This is a genomic window from Hyphomonas sp. (assembly GCF_013823385.1).
GTDB lineage: Bacteria > Pseudomonadota > Alphaproteobacteria > Caulobacterales > Hyphomonadaceae > Hyphomonas.
In genome coordinates, this window is sequence record NZ_PNMA01000005.1 from 59,063 (window position 1) to 76,355 (window position 17,293).

The window sequence follows — 17,293 nt, forward strand, 5'->3', positions numbered from 1 at the left end:
GAGGAGGGTCGTCATGACGCCGCCTCCATTCTGGCGACAGGCTCAAGGCGCGCCAGCCGGAGCTTCCAGAGGAATTGTCCAGCATTGATGACGTAAACGAGATAGCCCGCGAGTGCGACCCAAAGCTGGGTTTCAGGCGACCCCATCCGGCCGAGCAGCATCACGATGTAGGCCGTATGCAGAGCAATGACGATCATGGAGACGGCATCTTCCCAGAAGAAAGCCGGAGCAAAGAGATGCTGTCCGAAGACTTCTTTCTCCCAGATCGCGCCAGTGATCATGATGGCGTAGAGGCAGAATGTCTTCAGAACCACGGAGGCCGTCGCCATGGCGAGACCGCTGCCGGTGAGGAAATAATAGGCCACCAGACCCGTGCTGCAGAGGAAAACAAGAAACTGTATCGGCGCAAGGATGGCCTGAACCAGGGTCCAGCGTGAGGCGTCGCGGCGCAGGCGTTGTTCGCGCGTATAAATCGCCACACTCCTCCCCTGTCTGATGGGTTGTTTCAACATGGCGCTCTGAACCGCCGCTCCCATTCCCTGTTTATCGGAAGAACATATCAGCGAGCGGCAGAGTGTCAACGAACGTTTACGTCAATTTGAATTTACAAGTTCGCGCTTTACAGATCGCTCAATAAGAGAGAGAATGAGATGCAAGCCAAAGCGGAGCTGGAAGTTCCGTCTGGTCGAGGACTATAATGCCCTGCGGACCCAAGTACGCGCCAACTGAAACGCCAAGAACACAAGTCAGGGCGCGCCTGCCAACTGCCTCCCCGGGTCTCGCTTCCTCCCCAGCGCGCGCTCGTTCTGGAATGATCGAGCAGAAATTCAAAAAATGTTTCTACACGGACGGTTCGTGTGGTTTCAACTCGAAGGATGTTCAGAAGCGGCGATCACAAGCCCGCACTGCCCGTCCATTATTGGGAGGCACAAGTGTCATTGGAACGCGACAGGGAGAGCACCACCGGAAACTCCGGAGGCAAGGAACTCGCCAGCTTCGGTAACCTGATAAATTACTGGGCGCAGGGCCCGGGAGGCCAATCGGTGCGGGCTGAGCAGGTGTTCACCGCCATACAGGCGGAGATCATCCCGAGGCTCGTCCTCGCCAGGCAGAGTTATCAACGAACCCGCCCTGCCCCTTCGCTCTTACCCCACCCCATTTCGGACGCCGACAGGGAAGTGTTCCTTGAGCATGTGCTGCAGGGCGGCGCCGCCGAAGCCGCGGCGCTGGCCAGGGGGCTCATTGCGCGCGGCACACCTGTGGAGTCCGTCTTTGTCGATCTTCTGGCATGGTCTGCGCGGCGGCTCGGCGAATACTGGACTGAAGACCTCGCCACCTTCACCGACGTGACCATCGCCCTCTGCCGCCTGCACGAGATCCTTCATCAGGTCAGCGAGGCGAGCGCGCCCTCTTCAAAACAGGCGGCGCTCTCAGCCAACTCCATCCTGGTCAGCAGCGCGCCGGGCGATCAGCACGTGTTTGGGGCACTCATGGTCGCCGAAAGCTTCCGCCGTGACGGCTGGTTCGTGCGCTGCGAACCGGGGAGCGACGCGGATACGCTGCGCACGGCGGTGGCCAGGGAATCGTTCAATGTCGTGGGGCTGTCCTGTGCGTGCGACCGGGACCGGTCGGACCTTTCGGACACGATCCGGACACTCCGTACAAATTCCATCAATCCGGAAACCATCATTATGGTTGGCGGACGCCTGTTTTCCGAACATCCCGAGCTAGCCGGAGAGGTGGGCGCCGATCTGCTGGCTTATGACGGGGCATCGGCGGTTGAATTGGCACGGAATAGGTTGGCAAACACGAAGGGTGACTGCTAAGGGCTTATACAACCGTAATTTCAGCTTCTGGAAAAAGACATGGAAGCCACGTCGGACCAATCCCCAACCAGACTGCCTTTTAGAGACGCAGAAGACAGCTTTTCGGGCCTGGATGCCGATACTATTGCCGCTTTGGTGGTCAATGCTTCCGACATTGCCCTTATCATCGAAGACGGCCGAATCAGGGATGCATCGGTATCCCTTGAGGACCTTCGCCGGTCCGGCGTCGTGGAAAGCTGGATCGGCAAGGAATGGGCCGATACGGTCACGGTGGAAAGCCGCCCCAAGATTTCAGCGCTCCTGAGCGGCCAGGGCTCTCAGCCCTCCCAGCCCGCCCGCCAGGTGAACCATCCGACCGGGGGCACCAAGGAACTGCCGATTGCCTATCGCACCGTTGCCACCAAGCAGGGCAACCGGATGATCGCCCTTGGCCGGGATCTGCGGACGGCGGCCGAGCTGCAGCAACGCCTTCTCAAGGTGCAGCAGGAGCTTGAGCATGATTATGCCCTGATGCGCCAGGCGGAGGCGCGGTATCGCACAATTTTCCAGGCCGTCAGCGAGGCGATCCTGATCGTGGATGCCGACCGGTTGACCGTCGAGGACGCCAATCCAGCCGCCGCAACCCAATTGCAGATCAGCCTTGAAGATATCGCCCAGGGCTCGCTGACCAGCCTGTTTGATCCCTCCAGCGCCCGCGCCCTGGAACGCATGATCGCGCAAGCCGCCGTGAACGGACAAGCCAGCTGTACGACCGTGACCGGACGCAAGGGCGAAAAACTCAAAGTGCTCGCCGACACCTTCCGGCAGAACCGCGAGATCCGGGTGATCTGCCGCATTCTGGACCGGAAGACCAATACGATCATTCCGGAAATGGCGGGCGCGCCCCTGCTCAGCATTCTGGAAGACCTTCCCGACGGCTTTGTCGTTGCCGATGGCGACCTGCGGATCATCACGGCCAACAAGGCCTTCATCAACATGACGCAGCTGATGAGCCGGTCTGCGATTTCCGGCGCGCGGCTTGCCGATTATCTCGGCCGGTCGACGACCGATCTGAACGTCCTGGTCTCCGCAATCCGGACAAACGGGTCAGCGCGCAATTTCGCCACCCTCGTGCGGGACCGGTTCGGGACCGAGGAGGAAGTTGAGGTGTCGGCCGTCAATTCAGGCGAAGACGGGCGCGCGCTTTACGGATTTTCGATCCGCAATGTCGGACGCCGGCTGAATACGGAGCCGCCGATCCGGGAAGAACTGCCCAAATCGGTTGAACATCTCACGAGCCTGGTTGGCCGGATGCCGCTCAAGGACATTGTGCGGGATTCAACCGCCCTGATCGAGCGGCTCTGCATCGAAGCGGCGCTTCGTCTGACCGATGACAACCGCGCCTCGGCAGCCGAAATCCTCGGCCTGAGCCGCCAGGGGCTTTACTCAAAGCTGAACCGGTTCGGCTTCGAGGACAAAGAATAATCTGATCTGATTTTGTCAAATCGAGTTGACACTATTGAGTGTCAATCTTACGATTTCTCATGGTCAGGATGCCTGCAACCGCCGTTGGAAACCGACTGCCGCAACCCGCTGCAGTTCTGGAACTCTTCAAGCCTGTCACCTGGTTTGCGGCGATGTGGGCCTATATGTGCGGCGCTGTTTCGAGCGGCCAGCCCCTCCCGGGAAATCTTCACCTGCTGCTGGGCGGCATGTTGCTGGCGGGCCCCATGGTCTGCGCCTCCAGCCAGGCGGTCAATGACTGGTTTGACCGGCATGTCGATGCGATCAATGAACCCGGCCGGCCAATCCCCTCCGGCCGCATACCGGGACAATGGGGCCTCTATCTCGCTATCCTCTGGTCCGCGCTGTCATTGCTGCTGGGACTGGCGCTTGGCTTCTGGGCATTCATGGCGACGGTTGCCGCCGTTTTCCTGGCCTGGGCCTACAGCGCCCCGCCGCTGCGCCTGAAGCTCAATGGCTGGTGGGGAAATGCAGCTGTCGGCTTTTCCTATGAAGGCATAGCCTGGCTGACCGGGGCCGCCGTGATGCTGGGAGGCCTGCCGAACGGTTTCATTTTCTTCCTCGCCATCAGCTATTCGATTGGCGCCCACGGGATCATGACCCTCAATGATTTCAAATCCATCGAGGGCGATCAGCAGATGGGGGTTCGCTCACTGCCCGTACAGCTCGGACCGGCACGTGCCGCAAGGCTTGCCTGTGTCATGATGGCCATACCTCAGATGGCAGTAATCCTTATGCTGATTATTCTGGGCAAGCCGGTGCATGCCGGTATCATTACCGGTCTTCTGGGCGCGCAGGTCTGGCTGATGGGAGCCCTGCTGGCCGACCCGCGCGGCAAGGCTATCTGGTACAGCTCCACAGGGGTCACGCTTTACGTGCTCGGCATGCTGGTCAGCGCCCTTGCCATTGCCCCCTGGAGCCTTTCATGACCGCAGCCCTGCCTGCATCAAACTTCGGCTGGTTTGGCATTTTCCGGCTGGGGCTTGTGCAGACTTCTCTTGGCGCGATTGTCATCCTCATGACATCCACCCTCAACCGGGTGATGGTGGTCGAGCTTGGCCTGGCCGCCGCCATTCCTGGCCTGCTGGTCGGCCTGCACTATGCTGTGCAGCTCTCCCGCCCCCGCTGGGGCTTTGGCGCCGATACCGGGGGGCGGCGGTCTCCCTGGATCCTTGGCGGGATGAGCGTCCTGGCAGCCGGCGCGGTTCTGGCATCGATCTCGGCGGCGCTCATGCAGACAAGCCTTGCCGCCGGACTTGCCCTTTCCCTGCTCGCCTTTGGGCTGATAGGGGTGGGTGTGGGCGCCGCAGGCACGAACCTGCTTGCCCTGCTTGCCATCCGCACGCCGCCAGAACGCAAAGCGGCCGCCGCCGCCATTGTCTGGATCATGATGATCGCTGGCTTCATTCTGACCGCCGGCATTGGCGGGCAGTTGCTGAAACCCTTCACCTTCGAACGGCTGATCCTCGTGACTGCAGGCACCGGCATGTTGGCAGTGACCCTCACGGGCCTGGCTCTGTTCCGGCTCGAACCTGCAGCGCCGGCGCGCCCGGCCTCCCCTTCCCCAGAGCCCCGGTCAATCGATTTCCGGGCGGCCTTGGCGGAGATATGGGATGAGCCCGAAGCGCGGCGGTTTACGGTGTTCGTTTTCGTGTCGATGCTGGCCTACAGCGCGCAGGACCTGATCCTGGAGCCCTTCGCCGGGATCGTGCACGGATACAGCGCCGGCGGCTCCACCCAACTTGCTGGCATACAGAATATCGGCACCCTGATTGGCATGATCGCTGTGGCGCTGGCCGGAACGCTGGCTGGCAAGTCCCGCCCCGGCTTCATGCGCGCCTGGACGATCGGTGGGTGCCTGGCCTCGGCGGCAAGCCTTCTGGCCATGGCCATCGGAACCCAGACGCTCGGCGCCAGTTGGCCCCTCCTGCCAAACATTCTCGCCCTTGGCGTGGCCAATGGCGTTTTTGCCGTATCCGCCATCGGATCCATGATGACGCTGGCCAGCACGGGGCGCGCATCCCGGGAGGGCACAAGGATGGGCCTGTGGGGCGCCTCGCAGGCCATCGCCTTCGGCCTCGGGGGACTTGCCGGGGCGGTGTCGCTTGATGTTGCGCGCCTGATCTTTGCAGACGCTGTTTCGGCGTTTTCGATTGTGTTTGCGGTCGAAGGCGCGCTGTTCGTAGCGGCGGCCGGCCTGGCTGCGCGCCTGACCTATGGATCTCGTGATACCTCGCGGGTGCCCCTGCTTCCGGCAGGCGAATTCCGGCTGGCTGAAGGGAGAAAGTCATGAGCCCGGCATACCTGGAGACGCCGCACATTTTTGATGCGGTCATTGTGGGCGGCGGGCCTGCGGGCGCGACGGCGGCGCATGATCTGGCATCGGCCGGGCGCAGCGTGCTGCTGCTGGATAAATCCGGCCGTATCAAACCCTGTGGCGGCGCCATCCCGCCGCGCCTGATCGAGGATTTCGACATTCCCGCAAGCCTGCTTGTGGCGCGGGCAAGCCATGCCCGGATGATCGCGCCTTCTGGCCGGAGCGTGGATATGGCCGTGCAGGGCGGGACCGTGGGCATGGTGGACCGTGAGCATTTCGATGAATGGCTGCGGGAACGCGCGGCGCAGGCCGGGGCGCAGCGCCGGGACGGCTTCTTCACCCGCTTTCTGCGCGATGAAGACGGCGTCGCGGTTGTCGAATATGAGCCCAAGGAGGGCGGCGCGGCTTTACGCGTGCGGGCACGTTGCGTGATCGGCGCAGACGGCGCGCGCTCCCGCGTCGCGGCCCAGGCCATTCCGGGCGGCGGCGAGACACGCTGTGTCTTTGCCTATCATGAAATCATCCGTTCACCCCAGCCGGGTGAAAACGGCTTTGATCCGGATCGCTGCGAGATTTATTATCAGGGCCATCTGTCGCCTGATTTCTATGCCTGGATCTTCCCTCATGGGGATACGGCCAGTGTGGGCGTCGGCAGCGCGCGGAAGGGATTTTCCCTGCGTGACGCCATCCGTACCCTGCGCAAGGAAACCGGGCTGGAGGGAGCCCAGCTCATCCGGAAGGAAGGCGCGCCGATACCGCTCAAACCTCTCAAGCGCTGGGATAATGGCCGGGATGTCATCCTCGCCGGGGACGCCGCAGGGTGCGTCGCGCCAGCCTCTGGAGAGGGCATCTATTATGCCATGCTCGGCGGGCGGGAAGCGGCCAGTTCGGTGAAGGAATTTCTGGAAACCAACAATGCCCGCGCGCTGGCCGGAACCCGCAAGAGATACATGAAGGCGCATGGCCGGGTGTTCATGATCCTGGGGATCATGCAGCATTTCTGGTATCGCTCCGACAAGCGCCGGGAGGGATTTGTGGCCATGTGCAATGACCGCGATGTCCAGCGGTTGACCTGGGACGCCTATCTCAACAAGCGGTTGAGCAAGCCGGACCACATGGCACACCTGCGGATATTCCTGAAGGACACCGCACATCTGCTCGGCCTTTCGCCAAGCCGGCCCAGGGAATCGTGAGCCTCGCAAAGCATCGCTGGCGGCCTCTTCTGATTGCGGCGGGCGCAGCGCTTCCCACAGCTTTTGCCGGCGGATCCATGACGAAGATCGACGCCTGGTACCGGGGACTTGAAAAGTCTTCTCTCAATCCGCCTGACTGGGTGTTCGCACCGGCCTGGACCCTCATCTACACGCTGGCTGCCCTTGCCGCAGCGGCGGGATGGCTCAATTACAAGGTTGTTGAACTCAACGGACCCTTCGGCGCAGGATCATGACGATCACCCCCGCTCATATCGATCTGATCATTCTTGCCGTAGGCGGAGAGTTTCTGCTGTTGGCCTGGCTGCTCCTGCGGGCGGGGGCGCGCAGCTGGATCTTGCCGGCCTTCTGGTTTCTGGCGAGCGGCGCCCTCCTGATGGGCGCGCTTCGATTGGCACTTGCCGGCAGCAGCAGCGGTGTGATCGCCCTTCCCCTGCTGGGCAGCCTTGTCACACATCTGCTGCTCATCCATGCGGCCTGGCAGCGCATAAAAAAGGCCAGGCCCTGTGAGCGGACCTGGCCAAGTTTGGGATAGCTGAGAGGTTTCAGCTACTTAGAAGCGCGCAAAGCCATTCTCCGCGCCCCACAGGAACCAGTTATCAACAACCGTTCCGGTGAGCAGTACGCCGATCCCGCCGGTGATCGGGCAAAGGATGGCAAACCACCAGGCCCAGCGGTGGATCGACTCCATCGAGGCATTGAAGCCCATCGTCCAGCGCCAGAACAGCGCGGCCCGCTCCGAGGCTGTCCCCCGGTCCGTGATCTGCTCGATCTCACGCTCACCGCCATACCGGCCAACCGCCAGAATGGTTGCCGCGTGCATCGCGAACAGAAGCGCTGACCCGTAGAGGAACGCAATCGAGAGCATGTGGAAGGGATTGTAGAAAAAGTTCCCGTAGAGCAGGGACAGATTGTTCGTCCAGTCCAGATGCGAGAATATCCCGAAGGGCACCGCCTCCGACCAGCTTCCCATCATCACGGGACGGATGAAGCCGCAGACCAGGTAAAGCCAGATGGCTGCGGCAAAGCCCCAGCAGATATGGGTTCCCAGGCCAAGCTGGATCGCGCGCCGGTAAGATCGCACCCACCAGAGAATGATGGAAGACGTCAGGAAGAAACCCGCCATCAGCCACCATCCGCCTTCATGCAGGGGCATGAAGAGGGTGAGTCCATGTTCCGGAAGAGGCTGATCAAGTGACAGCCAGGGCAGCTGGCCAAAAAACTTGATCGGATCCCATCCCACACTGGCCCACATGTTGAGACCGATGATCTCGATCGCGATGAACCCGCACAGAAGCGAGGCAATGCCCGACCAGCCGAGATAGAGAGGCCCGATCTGCGCATCCCCAATCCGCCCCAGAAGGTGGCTTGTCGACGTGATGCGATAGCGCGGCTCGTCTCCGGGGCCCTCAACCACACCGTAGTCGATATGGCCGCGGACCTGGGTTTGGGTGAAAATATTCTGATAGTCTGTCATCGGACTGGACCTTTACATGCGCCAGATCGGGAAGTTCTTCCACGCATTCCACCAGTCGATCCAGGAGCCCTCATAGAAGGGGCCGGAAATGACAATGCAGATCGCGCTCCATATACCCGCCGAAAGGGCAAGGAAGAGGCCCACGCGGTGGATGCCGAGGGTGCCCACCGAATAGCCGATGAAGTCGCGGAAGAACGCGTTCTCGTGCTCGGGGGTTTTGACGGTTTTTCCGCGGCCGGGATTGGTGGCCGACAGGACGAGACCGCCATGCAGGGCCAGAGCGAGTGTGGTTGTGAAGAAGAAGGTGATCGCCACCATATGGGCGGGATTGTAGTGAAAGTTTCCGTAGGCATAGCCCGTGTTGGAAACCCAATCGAGATGGCTCATGATGCCATAAGGAAACCCATGACCCCACGCCCCCATCAAGAAGGGCCGTATGACCACCAGTGTCACATAGGCAAATATTGCCACGCCAAAGGCAATCGGAACGTGCAGACCCATGCCGAGCTTCCGTGATATTTCGACTTCACGCAGGGCCCAGGAAACAAATGCGCCGATGGCGCAGATCGTTACGATTTGCCAGATACCCCCGTCCGCCATCGGAGCAAGTTGCAACCCATACTCTATGGGTGGCGGATCAATGCTGATAAGCCAGGGGTTCCAAGTGTCCTCCATCGAAGCACCAAGGAAGATCAGGGCTGTTCCCAGGAAGGCGAAGAAAGCGGCAGTTACGCCGAAGAATCCGACATAGAAGGGGCCGATCCAGAAATCGAACAGATCTCCTCCGAGCAGCGTTCCGCCGCGGATCCGGTACTTTCGTTCAAAATTTAGTAGCGCCATGTTGCAGCTCCATCCTCCGGCGCCGCCCGCTATGCTGCTGCGGACTTCAACGCCCCAACTCGAATTGCAAGTGTATTCCGGGCGGATGGTCAGCCACCCGCCCGGAACGCTGTCAGGCTTGCTGAACCGGGGCTTCGACTGTCAGCTCTGCCACAGCTGTCGGCGCAGTGCCGAGCCAGTTGAAGCGGGGTGAACTGAGCAGAATGAAGTGAATCAGCAGCGCGAGCACGAAAAGAAAAACAGATAGAGCCACCAGCACGCGCCGGGGATCGAAAAGGAGCCAAAGTCTCCACATGTCTCAGTCCTCCTATCCTTTGAGACTTACGAATGATGTCGCAAGTCTCAGCCCATCTTCAATCATGGCATATCCGCCGGGTCCGGGGATCCAGGGTCGCCATGACCAGACCAGGGCGTGAGCCACAATTGCAATCAGTGTAAAGAGCAGGAAGCTCATTACAAAGATCTTGTGGAACTCTTGGGCCTCGGATGCCGTCAACCCTGTCAGCGACCCAGTCCTTTCATTTGTATTTTCGGCCATTCACAATCTCCGTTCATGGTCCTAGGTCAATGACCGCAGCAGCACCCTGCCGCGGCCCAATTGACGCCCGGTTTTCCGGAACGCCAAAAGCTCTTCAATTCCACTCAACACGCTCCGCTAACGGAACACGTAAAACCATGGAACGATGCTGTGGGTCAAATCAGATGCCTCGGCGACAACTGACATCCCTCTGCGGCGTTCATTGCCAGGGCTTCCAGGAAAGACTCGTCCTGCGAGCGCGGTGAGCAGGAGAACAGGAAACAGAAGGCGCTTCATGAAGGCCATGCTGCGTTTGTCGCGTTCCCGCCAGTCCAGTATGTCTGCGCTGCGAATTTCCATGATGTTCATCTCCTCCTTGAGCCAGGCGCCTGTATTCAGGCCGCCCTTCCCCTTTCAATTTCCAACACTGTGCGGGTAACAAGATCTGCCGTAACCCGGCCTTCGGCGTGTTTGGCTGCGGCCGCCTCCGCATGATCCCTGATCCGTTTGGCGGCCGATATCCGTGTCAGGACGGATTGGCGCTCCAGATAGTGATCCAGGGCTTCGCTGGCCTGATCATCCCAGACAACCTGCGCCGCCATGACGCGCGCCGGCGTCGCATCAGCCATGTCGAGACTGGTTCCCAGCGGCAGGATATTGAACAGCGCGTCAAACAGGGCATTGCAATATTCCTGAACGATGTAGACCGCCCCGGAATATCCCATGAAGGGCGTGCCCGTATGCCGGCGTATCAGCGCCCCTGGAAAGGACGCCGGAACCCAGACCGATTTGGCGCCGACTTCCTGAAGATACATTCGTTCATTGTAGCTGCCGAACACGACGAGCGGAGGCGCCGCATGAATGGCCGCGCGCACTTCATCATTGTTTGTCTTCTGACCGGCCGATCGGGTGAACCCGAAAGCGCAGCTGATGCCGAGATCATTCTCCAGGAAATTACGAAGGCCCTTGGCATGCGTCTCATTGGCCACAATGCCGAAACTTGCCGTGGCAAAGAAATCCTGGGTAACTGACCGCCAGAGATCCCAGAGCGGCTTCAGGGTTGAATGCTTTTCCGCTTCAATGAAGGGCTCCGGATCAAGCCCCGTCAGCTCGCCGAGTGTCCGGAGGAAACGCGTCGTGGAGTGTAGGCCGACCGGGGCCTGCAGATAAGGCGTTTCCAGCGCTTCGCAGAGCGCGCGGCCAAACTCCCGGTACATACAGATATTGACGTCTGCATTCAGGAGATTTCGCACTTCGGACACGTGGGCGCCCAGCGGAAAGACCAGATTGACCTCTGCCCCAATGCCTTCGACGAGCCGGCGGATTTCGGCGAGGTCGGAAGCAAGGTTGAACATCCCGTAGGACGGGCCGATGATGTTGACCCGGGGCTTTGCGCCCTCTTTCCGCGCAGGCTTCTTCGGATTGCGGCCTTTGGTCTGGGCGAACTCTGTCCACAGCCAGAGGAGCGCGCGATCCGCGCTCTGCCACTGATCCTCATCAATTGTGCGCGGAAGGAAGCGCTGGATGTTGGACCCTTCCGGCGTCACCCCGCCCCCGATCATCTCTGCGATGGATCCGGTGACCACGACCGCCGGCAAGGCTGGATCCAGCACCGCGCGCGCCCGCTTCATGGCCGCCTCGGTGCCATGCTGACCAAGTTCTTCTTCGCCGAGCCCGGTAACGACGATTGGCAGCTCATGCGGCGGCAGAGCATCCGTATAGTGAAGAACCGACGTTACCGGCAGGTTCTCGCATCCGACGGGTCCGTCGATGACAACCTGAAGGCCCTTGATGGCGGTGAACACATACACCGCGCCCCAATAGCCCCCTGCCCGATCATGATCCTGTATCAACATCCTGTGGGTGCCTCCAGATTGGCAGCCTGGCGCGCACGCGCCGCCAGTTTGCGGTTCTGATGGGCGCGGAACTCGGCATGGGCTGCAGGCTTTCCCTGCCAGATGCCTGCGGTATCGCCTGTGCCGACGCCTTCGAAGAAGGACTTCATCTCGTCAAAGCGCGCCTGTCCCGCGATGGCTGAATTGACCACGTCTGCCAGAGAGCCCGCGCCTGCAGGCCCCATCAGGGGGCGCGCGGAAATGAGATTGGTGAAGTAGAGCGCCGGAACAGCCGCTTCCTTGGCCTTCTGCACAATGGGCGTCGTGCCGATGGCCAGATCGGGGCGGAACTCGTGGAATGCGGCAAGGTCCTGTTCAAGCGAGGCCCGGAACTGGATGTGTACGCCTTTTGCCTCAAGCCATTCGCGGTCTGGGTCTGACCAGCGCGTCCTGGGGAGGGCCGTGCCGACATAGCGGACATCCGCGCCGCTCTCGATCAACAGCCGCGCCACGAGAAGCTCGGAACCTTCGTATCCGGAAAGTGTAATCCGCCCCCGGATCGGCTTGGACGCAACCGCGCCAGCGATGATACGCCCGAACATGTTGCGGGCAGCGTCAATCCTGGAGGCGGGCACGCCTGCGGCTTCCCCGATGGATTTGAGCCAGGCATCCGTGCCTTCAGCGCCCACCGGCGCGGAGCCTACAATTGGCCTGCCAGCGGCCTCGAACTCCCGAATGGAGGCTGTATAGAAGGGATGGATCGCCGCAACCACGGCGCCATCAAGCGCAGTGTAAAGCTCGCGCCATTCGCGCGTTGGCACCACGGCGCCGGCGGCAAGCCCCAGAGGCTCAAGCAGGCGGCCGATCACAACCGGGTCTGCCGGAAACATTTCCCCCAGAAGCGTGACCTTGGGCAGGTTGGCGGTATCGCCGGATGCCCGCCGGACGGGACCCGCCTCAGCCTCCTTCCGGGCGTAGGACAGCATCGCTGCTGCCAGAACGTCCTTTGCCTCAGCGTGCGTGGGCACACCAAAGCCCGGCACATCTATGCCGATGATGCGGACGCCGTTGATTTCATCCGGCAACAGACGGAGCGGAACCCCGGATGCTGTCGGCACACAGAGATTTGTTATCACGATGGTGTCGTATTTCTCGGGATCTGCGGTTTTCTCGACGGCTTCCTTGATGTCTTCGAACAGCTTTCCCGTGACCAGGGTTTCGGAGTTGAAGGGGACGTATCCGACCGATCGTTTGGCGCCATAGAAATGCGACGTGAATGTCAGACCATACACACAGCAGGCCGATCCCGACAGAATTGTCGCCGTCCGGCGCATACGCAGGCCAACCCGCAGCGAGCCAAAGGCCGGGCACATGCTTTGAGGCTGGTCGTGCGGCCCCTGGGGATAATCCCTCGCATATCCGTCGAGCAATTCGCTGTTGCCAGCCGCTGCCGCGGCCTTGCGCAATTCGTCCTTACCCGCATGACATCCGGAGGCTTCCGCCGGCGCCGATGCTGGTTCAGCAGGGGCCACCTTCGGCGGCGCCGCGCGGTCCCGGTTCTGGAGAAGTGTCACACGCTGGCCGGCCATGGAAATCAAAGCTCCTCGTAGATGACTTCGAGGGAGCGTTTCTCAACGAGCTCCACCCCACACATGTCAGCGAATGTCGCGGGCTCAAGAATGATGTCGCCGCCGGTGTCCTTGGAGGAAAACAGCGACAGCAGGCCATCCTGTACCAGCGGCGCAGGCCTGTTGGGCACGGAGGTTCCGATATTCTCCGCCAGCTCTGAGAAAAGCGCGCCCCAGGGAGACGAAGCCGTGCCGACAATCTGGTAGTTGGCAGACTTGCGGCGAATGTCTTCATTGGCCGGAATTGTTGCGAGCACCGGGATCCCGACAGCGTTGGCAAAGGCCGCCGCCTCCCCCGTTCCGTCATCCCGGTTGATGACCATGCCGGCCACGCCGACATTGCCGCCCATCTTGCGGAAATATTCGACGGCGGAGCAAACATTATTGGCCACATAAAGCGATTGCAGATCGTTCGATCCCACGACGATCACCTTCTGGCACATGTCCCGCGCGATCGGCAGGCCAAAGCCCCCGCAGACGACATCTCCCAGGAAATCGAGCAGCACATAGTCAAAATCCCAGTCATGAAAGCCGAGCTTCTCGAGCAGTTCGAATCCGTGAATGATGCCCCGTCCGCCGCAGCCCCGGCCCACTTCGGGGCCGCCCAACTCCATCGCGAACACACCATTCCGCTTGAAGCAGACATCGCCAATGGTGACTTCCTCACCTGCAAGCTTCTTCTTTGAAGATGTTTCGATGATGGTGGGGCAAGCCTTGCCGCCGAAAAGGAGCGAGGTTGTGTCCGACTTCGGATCGCAGCCAATGAGCAGGACGCGCTTGCCCTGTTCGGCCATCATGCAGCTGAGATTGGCGAGGGTGAAACTCTTGCCGATGCCGCCCTTTCCATAGATCGCTATGATCTGTGTTTCTTTCCGGACGGGCCCGGATACTACTTCTTCCGGCTCGATGGCCGCCTCGGCGCGCAATGCATCATCATACGTGTCCTGAGTATTATGAAGTGTGAACCGGATATCATCAGCCATGGAAACCATCCCAATTAAGTATCATCTTGAGGCAAGCCGGATCAGAGAACGCCGTGCGATAGGCTTCCCCTGCATCTTCAGCCGCCAGGCTATGGGTAATCAGTCCTGCGAGAGAGAGCGAACCCTCCGACACGAGGGACAAGACCGCCACGAGATCTTCCGGCCGCCATTCTGCGGCAATCCGCAGGCGCATTTCCTTCATGAAGGCTGCCGGAAACGCAAATGAAGGCCGCTCAGCGTAGAAGCCGGCCAGAACAATCTCAGCTCCGCGCGCGCAATGGGGCAATACCTTGTCGATGATGAGCGCATCGCCGCTGAGATCGCAGACGGATCGATAGGTGCGGCACGGATCATCTTCAGGCGAGATCACATTATAGGGCGCGGGTTGCCGGCGGGCCGGATTGGTTTCCCAAACCACAGGCCGGTCACCCCCGAGCGCAATTACGATCCGAGCCGCAAGACGGCCAAGGACGCCGTGCCCCACAATAAGGTCCGGCAGCCCCTGCCCCGCAACGGCGTGATGGGCCGTTGCCGCCAGCGCAAGCAGAACGCCCTCGCGGGGATCAGCCAGATGCACCGTATGCGCCCGGCTTCCCGCCGTGATCAGATGAGAGGCGGCGCCTCCAAAAAGCCCGCTGGCCGCACGAAAGCAGCGCGCGCCTGGAACAAACACGATCTCGCCGATCCGATCGGGCGCGTCCGGCGCACAAATGATCCGTCCGATCGCCTCATAGCCCGGCACCAGTGGATAAGAAAGACCGGGAAAGGGCGGCATGTCGCCTGACCACATCAGACGCTCAGTACCGGTACTAATTCCCGACCAGAAAACTTCCACAGCCACATCGCCGGCTTCCAGCGCTTCCAGTTCCAGGCGGGCAAGGCGTACCGACCGGTTGCCATCGAACAGCACAGCCTGGGCACATCCGGGAGGCTTCATCCGCGCGTCCAGAGACACTGCCGATGCGGGCTGAGCGGGACGGAACCCGCGAGAGTCGAAGACGCCCGTTTCCATATGTGTAACTTTAGTTGGACATATTAAAGTGTCAATCTTAATTTACGAAAACCGAGATTGACACTCGGGCTGGCCCGGCGAAAGCCGCGTCACCGCGCCTCGATCGCGCACGTCAACAGGGGCGCGCGCGTCCGCCTTGTGACGATTTTCGTGAACCCTGCCCGGCGCAGCATGGCGGTGATTTCGTCAGACGTCCTTGGCCGGCCGCGGCCCATTGCCCAGAGATACATGCCGAAATATGCGTCCCCCATCCTTGCTGCGCCGCGCGCATTGGCCATGGGTTCGGCCAGCACCAGGCGCCCAGACGGCGCCAGGGCCGCCCGGATATTGCGCAAAAGGCGCTCTGCAGGCTCATCATCATGATCATGCAGCACACGGATCAGTGTGATCAGATCTGCTCCGTGCGGCAGGGGCGCGGCGTGAAAATCAAGACCAAATGTTTCCAGGCGTTCCTCCAGAGGACTGCCCTTGAACCTTTGCCTCGCCTGCACCACGACTTGTGGAAGGTCTGCGAGGCGAAGCGCCAGATGGGGGAAGCGTGTTCCCGCTCTCTCGAGAAAAGCGCCTGCGCCACCCCCCACATCCATCAGGCATTTGCTGCGTCCCATCCTGGCGACCCGGATCACTTCAGCCCCGATCAGCGCCTGGGTTTCCGCCATCAGGGCGGAGTACGCACCCGCCGAGTCCGGCTCAGCTTCAGCGCGATACGCCCAGAACTGTCCAAGCTCTGTTTCCGCGGTCCGCAGGCGCAATCGGCCCATAATGTCTTCAAGGTCGCGGTAGAGGACCTGATGATGACGGATCATCGCAAAGACCGAAGGGTTGCCGAGGAGCGCCGCCCCCATTTCTCCGATCGCGAACCGGCCATCAGATTGCCTGCGCAGGAGCTTGAGCGATGCGGCTGCCAACATCAATCGTTCAGAACCAGGCACGCCGAGACCTGATGCCTCGGAAAATTCTTCGGCTGAAAAGGCGCCTTCGCAGGCCCGCCGGATCAGGCCCGTTTCCACCGCAGCCGCAAGGATCTGGGAATAAACAAATCCCGCCACAAGATCGAAGCTTTCAGCCGCCTTGCGGTTCGCCACAGGCCGGGTGAGCGGATTGCTGACGGCAAAGGCCTGAAAGGCCGGATCGGCAATCAGACGGTTTTTCCAGGCGGCCAGCCGGTCCGACACACTCATCCCGGCCTCCCTGGTCCCGTCGCAGCTCAGGCGACGCGCTGCATCAGGCTCTTGGGGACCAGCCTTGCCGCCTGCGCGGCCACGATCTGCCTGAGGAAGGGAGCGCCCGCACAATCAGGAACAGCGGCAGCGGCGGCCTCAACCGATTGGCTGAAGAGCCCGAAAGCGCCCTCAAGCCCGAAGGCTTCGACCGCGCTCGGCCGGCTGTGAGCCTGGTCCTGCCCCGCCGGTTTGCCCAGAACATCTTCACCGAGCAGCACATCGCGCAGATCATCGGCGATCTGATAAGCTTCGCCCAGACGGATGCCAAGCCCGCGCCAGCGGGCGGGGTCTGCCCCTGCCGAGGCGGCACCCGACATGGTCGCGGCAACAAACAGCGCCGCTGTCTTGGCCTGATGATAGGCGGTCAGATTGATAACTGGTTCGCTTTCCCAGGCCTGGCCGGCAACGATCCCGCGGGGCGATCCCGTCATTTCGGCAAGGATGCGGCACAGCTGCAGGCAGGCCAGCGGATTGCGGGCGCCCTCCCTGACAAGGGTTTCAAACGCCATCACAATCAGCGCGTCTCCGGCAAGGATCGCCATCGGCTCGCCGAATGCTGCGTGCACGGAAGGATTTCCGCGCCTCAGCTCGGCGGCGTCGAATGCCGGAAGATCGTCATGAACCAGAGAGCCGCAATGCATGAGTTCGATGGCAGCGCCCGCCGCAGCGGCAAGCGGCAGACAGTCCGCCTCACCACAGGCGGCGGCGACCGCAACACATAGCCGGGGGCGCACCCTGGCCCCGCCGGGAAAAACCGCATGATGAATGGCTTTAGCCAGCAAGGGCGGGGCTTCACCCGTGGAGGCAAGGCTTACCGAACGCTCAAGCACCCATTCGATCAAAGCATCTGTATCCATGAGCGGCCTCCATATGTCATAGTACCTTGTCATATTGATGTGTCAATTTATATTGACGCCCATG

19 protein-coding genes are annotated in these 17,293 nt (G+C 61.2%); 7 read left to right on the plus strand and 12 right to left on the minus strand.

The window, feature by feature from the left end:
- Positions 1-11: 11 nt before the first annotated feature.
- A complete protein-coding gene (gene bchF, locus C0456_RS04920) occupies positions 12-512 on the minus strand; it encodes a 2-vinyl bacteriochlorophyllide hydratase (protein ID WP_367179210.1) in 501 nt (166 codons plus the stop codon).
- Between the two features lie 420 nt (positions 513-932).
- Here bchF and C0456_RS04925 point away from each other — a divergent pair, with 420 nt between their 5' ends.
- From C0456_RS04925 to C0456_RS04955, 7 genes are all read left to right on the plus strand, one after another.
- Entirely contained in the window at positions 933-1,826 is an 894-nt protein-coding gene (locus C0456_RS04925; RefSeq protein ID WP_291049035.1) for a B12-binding domain-containing protein, read from the plus strand.
- 39 nt (positions 1,827-1,865) lie between these two features.
- The gene (gene ppsR / locus C0456_RS04930) at positions 1,866-3,290 is read left to right on the plus strand and encodes a transcriptional regulator PpsR (protein WP_291049038.1); all 1,425 of its coding nucleotides are present in this window, start codon (positions 1,866-1,868) and stop codon (positions 3,288-3,290) included.
- Between the two features lie 68 nt (positions 3,291-3,358).
- On the plus strand, positions 3,359-4,258 hold the full coding sequence (gene chlG / locus C0456_RS04935) for a chlorophyll synthase ChlG (protein ID WP_291049041.1): 900 nt from the start codon (positions 3,359-3,361) through the stop codon (positions 4,256-4,258).
- On the plus strand, positions 4,255-5,622 hold the full coding sequence (locus C0456_RS04940) for a BCD family MFS transporter (protein ID WP_291049043.1): 1,368 nt from the start codon (positions 4,255-4,257) through the stop codon (positions 5,620-5,622). The genes chlG and C0456_RS04940 overlap by 4 nt, the downstream gene beginning before the upstream one ends.
- Positions 5,619-6,839, plus strand: a complete 1,221-nt coding sequence (locus tag C0456_RS04945) for a geranylgeranyl diphosphate reductase (RefSeq protein WP_291049045.1) — start codon at positions 5,619-5,621, stop codon at positions 6,837-6,839. The genes C0456_RS04940 and C0456_RS04945 overlap by 4 nt, the downstream gene beginning before the upstream one ends.
- On the plus strand, positions 6,836-7,093 hold the full coding sequence (locus C0456_RS04950) for a tryptophan-rich sensory protein (protein WP_291049047.1): 258 nt from the start codon (positions 6,836-6,838) through the stop codon (positions 7,091-7,093). Before C0456_RS04945 ends, C0456_RS04950 begins: the two co-directional genes overlap by 4 nt.
- Positions 7,090-7,392 (plus strand): hypothetical protein, encoded by a 303-nt coding sequence (locus tag C0456_RS04955; protein WP_291049049.1) that lies wholly within the window; start codon positions 7,090-7,092, stop codon positions 7,390-7,392. The genes C0456_RS04950 and C0456_RS04955 overlap by 4 nt, the downstream gene beginning before the upstream one ends.
- 18 nt (positions 7,393-7,410) lie before the next feature.
- Here the strand turns inward: C0456_RS04955 and pufM are convergent, their stop codons facing one another.
- The 11 genes from pufM to C0456_RS05010 form a co-directional block, all read right to left on the minus strand.
- Positions 7,411-8,334 (minus strand): photosynthetic reaction center subunit M, encoded by a 924-nt coding sequence (gene pufM, locus C0456_RS04960; protein WP_291049051.1) that lies wholly within the window; start codon positions 8,332-8,334, stop codon positions 7,411-7,413.
- A gap of 12 nt (positions 8,335-8,346) precedes the next feature.
- Positions 8,347-9,174: a photosynthetic reaction center subunit L gene (pufL, locus tag C0456_RS04965; protein ID WP_291049053.1), complete on the minus strand. Its 828-nt coding sequence runs from the start codon at positions 9,172-9,174 to the stop codon at positions 8,347-8,349.
- Between the two features lie 112 nt (positions 9,175-9,286).
- Positions 9,287-9,469: a light-harvesting antenna LH1, alpha subunit gene (gene pufA, locus C0456_RS04970; RefSeq protein WP_291049055.1), complete on the minus strand. Its 183-nt coding sequence runs from the start codon at positions 9,467-9,469 to the stop codon at positions 9,287-9,289.
- Between the two features lie 12 nt (positions 9,470-9,481).
- Entirely contained in the window at positions 9,482-9,712 is a 231-nt protein-coding gene (pufB, locus tag C0456_RS04975) for a light-harvesting antenna LH1, beta subunit (protein ID WP_291049057.1), read from the minus strand.
- A gap of 117 nt (positions 9,713-9,829) precedes the next feature.
- Entirely contained in the window at positions 9,830-10,051 is a 222-nt protein-coding gene (locus tag C0456_RS04980) for a hypothetical protein (RefSeq protein WP_291049060.1), read from the minus strand.
- Between the two features lie 35 nt (positions 10,052-10,086).
- Positions 10,087-11,547 carry a chlorophyllide a reductase subunit Z gene (bchZ, locus tag C0456_RS04985; protein WP_291049062.1) on the minus strand — a complete coding sequence of 487 codons (1,461 nt, stop codon included), beginning with the start codon at positions 11,545-11,547 and terminating at the stop codon, positions 10,087-10,089.
- A complete protein-coding gene (gene bchY, locus C0456_RS04990) occupies positions 11,541-13,115 on the minus strand; it encodes a chlorophyllide a reductase subunit Y (protein ID WP_291049066.1) in 1,575 nt (524 codons plus the stop codon). The genes bchZ and bchY overlap by 7 nt, the downstream gene beginning before the upstream one ends.
- Positions 13,116-13,120: 5 nt before the next feature.
- A complete protein-coding gene (locus tag C0456_RS04995) occupies positions 13,121-14,137 on the minus strand; it encodes a chlorophyllide a reductase iron protein subunit X (RefSeq protein WP_291049070.1) in 1,017 nt (338 codons plus the stop codon).
- A complete protein-coding gene (bchC, locus tag C0456_RS05000) occupies positions 14,130-15,149 on the minus strand; it encodes a chlorophyll synthesis pathway protein BchC (protein WP_291049073.1) in 1,020 nt (339 codons plus the stop codon). The genes C0456_RS04995 and bchC overlap by 8 nt, the downstream gene beginning before the upstream one ends.
- Before the next feature lie 89 nt (positions 15,150-15,238).
- Positions 15,239-16,330, minus strand: a complete 1,092-nt coding sequence (locus tag C0456_RS05005) for a methyltransferase (RefSeq protein ID WP_291049076.1) — start codon at positions 16,328-16,330, stop codon at positions 15,239-15,241.
- Positions 16,331-16,356: 26 nt separating this feature from the next.
- Complete coding sequence (locus C0456_RS05010) at positions 16,357-17,229, minus strand: polyprenyl synthetase family protein (RefSeq protein WP_291049083.1); 873 nt, start codon at positions 17,227-17,229, stop codon at positions 16,357-16,359.
- Positions 17,230-17,293 lie beyond the last annotated feature (64 nt).

Bases quoted from the DNA above. Each gene is read 5' to 3' on its own strand.
- pufB (WP_291049057.1), bottom strand. From the start codon at position 9,712: ATGGCCGAAAATACAAATGAAAGGACTGGGTCGCTGACAGGGTTGACG.
- bchC (WP_291049073.1), bottom strand. From the start codon at position 15,149: ATGGAAACGGGCGTCTTCGACTCTCGCGGGTTCCGTCCCGCTCAGCCC.
- C0456_RS04980 (WP_291049060.1), bottom strand. From the start codon at position 10,051: ATGGAAATTCGCAGCGCAGACATACTGGACTGGCGGGAACGCGACAAA.
- ppsR (WP_291049038.1), top strand. From the start codon at position 1,866: ATGGAAGCCACGTCGGACCAATCCCCAACCAGACTGCCTTTTAGAGAC.
- bchF (WP_367179210.1), bottom strand. From the start codon at position 512: ATGTTGAAACAACCCATCAGACAGGGGAGGAGTGTGGCGATTTATACG.
- bchZ (WP_291049062.1), bottom strand. From the start codon at position 11,547: ATGTTGATACAGGATCATGATCGGGCAGGGGGCTATTGGGGCGCGGTG.
- C0456_RS04945 (WP_291049045.1), top strand. From the start codon at position 5,619: ATGAGCCCGGCATACCTGGAGACGCCGCACATTTTTGATGCGGTCATT.
- C0456_RS04940 (WP_291049043.1), top strand. From the start codon at position 4,255: ATGACCGCAGCCCTGCCTGCATCAAACTTCGGCTGGTTTGGCATTTTC.
- chlG (WP_291049041.1), top strand. From the start codon at position 3,359: ATGCCTGCAACCGCCGTTGGAAACCGACTGCCGCAACCCGCTGCAGTT.
- pufM (WP_291049051.1), bottom strand. From the start codon at position 8,334: ATGACAGACTATCAGAATATTTTCACCCAAACCCAGGTCCGCGGCCAT.
- pufL (WP_291049053.1), bottom strand. From the start codon at position 9,174: ATGGCGCTACTAAATTTTGAACGAAAGTACCGGATCCGCGGCGGAACG.
- pufA (WP_291049055.1), bottom strand. From the start codon at position 9,469: ATGTGGAGACTTTGGCTCCTTTTCGATCCCCGGCGCGTGCTGGTGGCT.
- C0456_RS04955 (WP_291049049.1), top strand. From the start codon at position 7,090: ATGACGATCACCCCCGCTCATATCGATCTGATCATTCTTGCCGTAGGC.
- C0456_RS05010 (WP_291049083.1), bottom strand. From the start codon at position 17,229: ATGGATACAGATGCTTTGATCGAATGGGTGCTTGAGCGTTCGGTAAGC.
- bchY (WP_291049066.1), bottom strand. From the start codon at position 13,115: ATGGCCGGCCAGCGTGTGACACTTCTCCAGAACCGGGACCGCGCGGCG.
- C0456_RS04995 (WP_291049070.1), bottom strand. From the start codon at position 14,137: ATGGCTGATGATATCCGGTTCACACTTCATAATACTCAGGACACGTAT.
- C0456_RS05005 (WP_291049076.1), bottom strand. From the start codon at position 16,330: ATGAGTGTGTCGGACCGGCTGGCCGCCTGGAAAAACCGTCTGATTGCC.